This is a genomic window from Methylobacterium sp. NEAU K, assembly GCF_030700285.1.
Classification (GTDB): domain Bacteria; phylum Pseudomonadota; class Alphaproteobacteria; order Rhizobiales; family Beijerinckiaceae; genus Methylobacterium.
The window spans coordinates 24,384-30,383 of the sequence record NZ_JAUYZJ010000046.1 but is presented as its reverse complement, the minus strand read 5'-3'; the positions used below and the strand labels follow the sequence as shown (position 1 = coordinate 30,383).

At 63.0% G+C, this 6,000-nt stretch carries 9 protein-coding genes and 1 pseudogene; 8 read left to right on the top strand and 2 right to left on the bottom strand.

What is annotated here, in order from left to right; translation table 11 throughout:
- From Q8W67_RS24435 to Q8W67_RS24420, 4 genes and pseudogenes are all read left to right on the top strand, one after another.
- On the top strand, positions 1-598 hold a 598-nt coding region (locus tag Q8W67_RS24435; protein WP_305550443.1), incomplete at its 5' end, for a B12-binding domain-containing protein.
- Positions 599-1,064: 466 nt separating this feature from the next.
- Positions 1,065-1,541, top strand: a complete 477-nt coding sequence (locus Q8W67_RS24430) for a BLUF domain-containing protein (protein ID WP_305550442.1) — start codon at positions 1,065-1,067, stop codon at positions 1,539-1,541.
- Positions 1,542-2,464: 923 nt separating this feature from the next.
- Positions 2,465-2,677 carry a transposase gene (locus tag Q8W67_RS24425; protein WP_305543018.1) on the top strand — a complete coding sequence of 71 codons (213 nt, stop codon included), beginning with the start codon at positions 2,465-2,467 and terminating at the stop codon, positions 2,675-2,677.
- A gap of 52 nt (positions 2,678-2,729) precedes the next feature.
- Positions 2,730-2,888 (top strand): annotated as a pseudogene (locus Q8W67_RS24420) (IS5/IS1182 family transposase); the annotation flags it as partial.
- 5 nt (positions 2,889-2,893) lie between these two features.
- Here the strand turns inward: Q8W67_RS24420 and Q8W67_RS24415 are convergent.
- Positions 2,894-3,262 carry a hypothetical protein gene (locus Q8W67_RS24415; protein ID WP_305550441.1) on the bottom strand — a complete coding sequence of 123 codons (369 nt, stop codon included), beginning with the start codon at positions 3,260-3,262 and terminating at the stop codon, positions 2,894-2,896.
- Positions 3,263-3,783: 521 nt separating this feature from the next.
- On the opposite strand from Q8W67_RS24415, the gene Q8W67_RS24410 reads away from it, so the two are divergent.
- From Q8W67_RS24410 to Q8W67_RS24395, 4 genes are all read left to right on the top strand, one after another.
- Positions 3,784-3,993, top strand: coding sequence for a cold-shock protein (locus tag Q8W67_RS24410; RefSeq protein ID WP_305550440.1), 210 nt, complete (start codon positions 3,784-3,786; stop codon positions 3,991-3,993).
- Positions 3,994-4,097: 104 nt separating this feature from the next.
- Complete coding sequence (locus tag Q8W67_RS24405; RefSeq protein WP_305550439.1) at positions 4,098-4,460, top strand: DUF6481 family protein; 363 nt, start codon at positions 4,098-4,100, stop codon at positions 4,458-4,460.
- 44 nt (positions 4,461-4,504) lie between these two features.
- Entirely contained in the window at positions 4,505-4,702 is a 198-nt protein-coding gene (locus tag Q8W67_RS24400; RefSeq protein WP_305550438.1) for a hypothetical protein, read from the top strand.
- A 179-nt stretch (positions 4,703-4,881) separates the two neighbouring features.
- Entirely contained in the window at positions 4,882-5,448 is a 567-nt protein-coding gene (locus tag Q8W67_RS24395; protein ID WP_370693950.1) for a fasciclin domain-containing protein, read from the top strand.
- A gap of 103 nt (positions 5,449-5,551) precedes the next feature.
- Here Q8W67_RS24395 and Q8W67_RS24390 read toward each other — a convergent pair whose 3' ends face one another.
- Positions 5,552-5,701: a hypothetical protein gene (locus tag Q8W67_RS24390; RefSeq protein WP_305550436.1), complete on the bottom strand. Its 150-nt coding sequence runs from the start codon at positions 5,699-5,701 to the stop codon at positions 5,552-5,554.
- Between the last annotated feature and the right edge of the window lie 299 nt (positions 5,702-6,000).

Sequence of the window (6,000 nt, the reverse complement as noted above, 5' to 3'; positions counted from 1 at the left end):
TTTCTCGGCCCTGGTGGCGGAAGGCCATCCCGTCGATCGGCTGTTCCTCGATCTGCTGGCGCCCTCCGCGGCCCTCCTGGGCCGCATGTGGGACGACGATCTGTGCGATTTCATCGAGGCGACGACGGGTGTCGCCCGCCTACAGTGTCTCGTGTCGCGGTTCCGGGTGGACGGGGATGCAGTCCCACTCGACGGGCAACGTCGCCTGCTCCTGATGAGCGCCCCCGGCGAGCAGCACACGTTCGGCGTGCGGATCGTCGAGCAGTTCCTGCACAGGGCCGGCTGGGTGGTGTCGATCGGGCTCTCCTCCAGCCCGGAAGAGATCGCCGCTTTGGTAGCGTCCGAATGGTTCGGCGTCGTCGGCCTGACGCTCAGCAACGAGACGCGCGTCGATCAGCTCGCCATGGCGATCCGCTCCGTTCGCGAGGCATCGTGCAATCGATCCATCGGCGTCATGGTCGGAGGCCCGGTGTTCCTGGAGCGCCCGGAACTTGTCAAACAAGTCGGAGCGGACGCGTCTGCGGTCGACGCGGCAACGGCGGTGCTTCTCGCGCAGCGGCTCCTCGATCTTGCGGGTGGTAGCGCCCAGACGATATGATCGAACTCATTTGAGAGCGGCCGCGGGGCCTGGGCAGTCCAAAGCTCGATGCGTTGGTGACGCCTATGCCGCGGTGTGATGACCCCTAGGTTCCCTAGGCGCACGTTATGCGCTCAGTCCCTGACTCCGGGAAAACGATCGTAAGCTACGAGCGCTGGGCCTGCTCCTTGCTGCCCTCAATCATCGAGCGGATGCGGGCGGCCATGTTGTCCATCGCGAACGGTGTCGTGCAGCACCGCGACGGCAATCACGCCGCGCTTCGCGCTAGATCATGCACCAAGGTCATCACCGAATTGGTTTGGCCGAGGGCGAGCGTGCTGGTGGGCCTGTCGAGTAGCAGCACCTTCGGTGTCCGCGCCACGGCCTGGGCGACTAGGTGCAATTCCAAATCAGGTCAGTTGCGCTATCCTGCCGCTCACGGACCGGGCGGAACGGCCTGCCTGGCATAAACGGAGCGAGCCCACCTATGCTCGACGAATACGGCTTTCTACGCGGCTCTGAGTTGGACGAACCCGCGCTGCCCGCGCTTTATCATTTCGTCTACTGCAGCCGTGCCGCCGACGGCGTCGACGACGCGGAGGTCGGCCGCATCGTCGAGTCGGCCCAGCGCCACAATCTCGCGCGCGGTATCACCGGGGTGCTGGTTTTCGGCAGCGGCGTGTTCTTTCAGTGGATCGAGGGGCCGGCCGCTCAGATACAGAAGCTGATCGCGAGCCTGCATGGCGATTCGCGCCATTACGATATCGTCTCGCTGAGCCAGAGCGAGGAAGAGCGAGAGCGTCTCTATCCGAACTGGGATATGGAGAAGGTCGAAGCCGAGGACATCCGCCTGGTATTACAGGACGCGCTCGAAAGCGCCGAAGACAACAACAACGTCGCGGCACTGACACGGATTCTCAAGCAACTCGATGCGGGGCCGCTAAATTCGCTTGGGCGAAGCTGATGCCGATCCGCCACTGGCGTCGTGGCGAAATGATCTATCCGCATGCAAGTCGCCAGAACGCCTTTGCGCGACGCGAGTTGCGAAAGGCACTGGGTGCGCGGATTGCTCATCGTCGCCGTAGTGAACGCCAGTGTCTGGATCTGGGATACGGGCAGCTCGTTTCTTCCTTCCTGTCAGGATCATCAATACACGTGAGCGCTTTGGCCGCTATCCACGTCGACGGCTTTTAGTTGGTTCCTCGCGGCGGCCATACCAATGGATTGTTGTGATGATCCGCTCCGGAATATTGCACTGAGGAGAGGGGTTGTGTCCCAGGCGGTGGCGTAGCTGACGGGTGGTCATCGGCGGCTGCCGGGTAGGGTCGGGTTGTGCGACAGCCAACCCCGAACCCAAGAGACCCCGATGATCCCCTCGTCAGCCTGCCGGCCCTGGCAGCCTGATCATCCCGGCCCAAGCCGGTGATCGTGGTGGCTCGCTCGAAGCTATACCACGCCAGGGGACACGACCTCTGCCGAGGTCTGACGCGGAGCAAACTGGACGCGCATCGATCCGCTGTCCGGTCGTCTGCGGGTGAGGGGCTACCCCGTTCCCGCTCCTGCGGCGGAAATCCGCCGCTCGCTGCCGGTGCCCTCCGGATTGTGACTTGGCGTCCCGGATCTGACCTGGTTAGTCTCCCGGACCATGGCTCCGCCGGGGAGCTGGCTATGCCTGTGTAACCGCACAGGTTCCAGTTTTGTTCCAGGAACACGGACGGTGCTTCCATGACTTGCAGTTCACAGGAACGCCCTCCCCGAGTACCCCTTGAAGGTGTTCGGCCGCCCGATGTTCGGTAAGCGCTGTCTGGGCGGCACCTTCCGGCAGGCGGTGTGAAGGCGACATACGGAGCGGAATGGGAGCTCCGTCACATGTCGATGTCAGGGCGTATGGCTATGTCGGAGCCGATCCGGCGCCTGGAGCTGTTCACCGGGGCCGGCCGGCGGCGGACGTGGTCGGATGAGGAAAAGGCCGCCATCGTCGTCGAGAGTGATGGGCCGGGCACCTCGATCAGCGCGGTGGCACGCCGACACGGACTGAGCGCCTCGCAACTGTTCACGTGGCGGCGCCTGGCGCGTCAGGCTGGGAGGCACGACGACTGATCGGCCCCCTTGGGAGTGGTCCGCCCTGAAGTATGGCTTTTGAGCCGACAGAGGACGGAACCGATGGCCCAACGAGCGGACCCTGGCTTGGTTCGCCCAGTTCCGTCGCCTCGCCATCCGCTACGAGCGACGGGCCGACATCCATCTCGCATTCTCGACGCTGGCTGCCGCCCTCATCGTCTGGCGCTTTATCGAACGATGGTTTTGTTAGGCGCTCTAAATACCCACGCTCGCCGCGCCCGCTTCCTCTGCCTGTTTCACAGTGGCTCCGTTCCGCAGCGCCATGACTATCGCCGTCGACATGGTGTCGACAGCGGCGGCACGATCCTCGCCGTGATCGTAGGTGCTGTTCGCGCCGGAACTCAACCTTGCGTTGTAGTTGTCCGGGAAGCTCTTATCCATCCGCATCTTCAGGAGCTTCATGGCAGCCCGATAATCGGCTTCGAAATTCCTGGTTCTAGCCGCAGTCTCACCCTCGTAGACGCCTCCCTCTTTATCCATGGTCATCAAGCGGTTGCGCCGTTCATCTCCGCTGCCAGAGAAAAACTGGACTACCCTAGAAATCAGTCGAGCAAGCATGTTCATCGGTGTCTCCTGAAGGAGCAGCGACGAACGCGCCCTCGCGGAGAACACAACGCGCCCCAGCCGCTTTTGGGCTCCGAGGTGCTGCGATGAAGCCTGCCAAGCACTGTACGTCTCCGTGCGTTCCACCAGATGACCCTGCCACCTTGAAGCCAGCCTGCCGCGCTCTCGACGCACTGACCGCCGCGATCCTTTTAGCCGCAGAGACTGCACCGGAATGGCCCCCAGTCGGCCTCCCTAAGGAACGGAGCGCACCAGCGTCGTACGCGGGAAGCCAAAGCACGTCGCGGCGAGGGGGCGAACGTATCAGCGCCTCCAAACATGTCTGCCCCGATCGGACTTGCGCTTGTGATTAGCGCGCCATTAGTGTAGAGATCACAGATCGATCTTTGGCCAGATATTCGGCCGTATCGCCTCATCTGGGCGAGCGCTCTGCATCTCTCCCATTTTCGACGACCAGCGACCGAGCGCGCGTGAAGCATGCGCTCGCCCCATTTGTTTGCCTATATAGATACGGAATACCTATGAGCATCGGCACCGTTAAGTGGTTCAACGACACCAAGGGCTTCGGCTTCATCCAGCCGGATGACGGCGGCAAGGACGTATTTGTCCACATCTCGGCCGTCGAGCGCGCCGGCATGAACAACCTGATCGAGGGGCAGAAGGTCTCCTACGAGATGGAGTCCGACCGCCGCACTGGTAAGCAGTCCGCCGGCAGCCTTCAGGCCGCTTGAGCCTCGCTCATCTGCCTATGACGAGTTTCGAAGCCGTTCCCCCGGGAGCGGCTTCATTTGTTTCTCGCACCTGGCCTCACCTGTGGTGCGCATAAGGAATGTACGTGGGTCAATTCAAAACAGACCAGCTCGTCGATCGCCTTGAGGCGACTGCCAAAGCGCGGCAGGCCACGCTCGACCGGTTCCGGGCACGCCCCGCAGCGGATGATCCGGCTGTCCTCGCACGGCAGGCCGAGCGGCAAGCTCTCGTTCAGGCGCGAGAAGTGCGGAACAACGACCGGGAAGCAGCCCGTCTTGCAGCTGAGGCCGAGCGCGAGGCTGAAGCCCTTGCTGCAAGGGAGCGCGAGGTGGCCGAAGTCGCCCGTCAGGCCGCCGAGAAGGCAGAGCGGCAGATTGCGCTCGCCGCCGAGCAGAAGGCTGCGCGTGATGCACGCTTTGCTGCCCGCAAGGCGAAGGCCCGCCGGTAGGCCGTATCCGGCCTGCAAAGCGTCAACACCCAGGAGGATGGCAGATGTCTCATAAGTTCAAAGTCGGTCAGAACGTCCAGCAGCTCGGAACCAGTTACTCCCGCAGCAAAAGCACTGTCGACGGCATCTTTGAGGTGGTCCGGCTCATGCCGGATGATCGCTCAGGTGAGCCATCCTACCGAATAAAATCAGAAGTTGGCGAGCGCGCTGCCCGGGAAGGCGATCTCATTCTCGCCTCCTGAGCAGCTCCAGCCAAGCGACATCCTTTGGCGCGGGCTCGGCTGCCTAAAGAAACCCACTCTCGGCCGTCGCCGCGGCCTTCTGGTTCCGAGCCGACCCTGAAACTTCCGCCATCCGGGGTCCGTAAGACCTAATGGCCCCGCAAGACGGAGTCGGACAACTGGAGTTACGGATGACACGCATGTTCAAGGTCGCTGGTCTCACGCTCGCCATCGCGGTCTCGGGCGCTGGCGCCCTCGGCTTCGCGGCCCAGGCGGCGGACGAGAAGACGGTGATGGTCGGGGGAGCGCCGATGTATCCGTCGAAGACCATCGTCGAGAACGCGGTCAACTCGAAGGATCACACCACCCTGGTCGCCGCCGTGAAGGCTGCCGGTCTCGTCGACACCCTGAACGGGCCAGGCCCGTTCACCGTGTTTGCGCCGACGAACGAAGCCTTCGCCAAGCTGCCGGCGGGCACCGTCGACACTCTGGTCAAGCCGGAGAACAAGGCGACGCTCACCAAGATCCTGACCTATCACGTCGTGCCGGGCCGTATGACCGCCGCCGATCTCGAGAAGGAGATCAAGGCTGGCAAGGGCAAGGCGACGCTCAAGACGGTCGAGGGTGAAACCCTGACCGCCGAAGAGAAGGGTGGCAAAATTGAGTTGGTCGATGCCAAGGGCGGCAGGTCGATGGTGACTATCGCCGATGTGATGCAGTCGAACGGCGTGATCCACGTCGTCGACACGGTGCTGATGCCGAAGTAAAGCACGGGCATTCGACTGATGAATTATGCTGCTCGGGGAGGACCCGGGCGGCTTTTTCATGACTATCTGATTCGTGTTGCCTAAGCGCCCCCGATTTGGCGGGCTACCCCTCCTGCATCGTCACATATCCGTCGACCATGCTGACCGTCTCGACCCACGGGTCAGCCCAGCCCTGGTCGGGCAGAGTGGCGAGATAGCGGTTGCAGGCGGCCGCCAGCACGCCGTCGATGTGGGGCGCCTTGCGTCGGGCCATCGGGAACCTCCTTCGGGTCCACTATGGCCGCCCAACACGAAATTCCTGACAGTCTCGGCACGACTCGCTCGTGCTCCTGCCTTCTGCCCCCGCTCCACCCGCAAGCAGACCTATAATTTGGACCGTTACGGCGTCCGCTTTCGCGACATCGCCGAGGCCAGCTGAACGACCGGATTGGGCGCAAAGCCGAACGGCTGGTTTTGCGCGGGTCGGCGATCCGGCACGGCGTAGTCTGGCCGAAAGCGGCATGCCCGCTTCGGAAAAAGGAGCCGCAAAAGCGGACGCTAAACGCGTCGAGG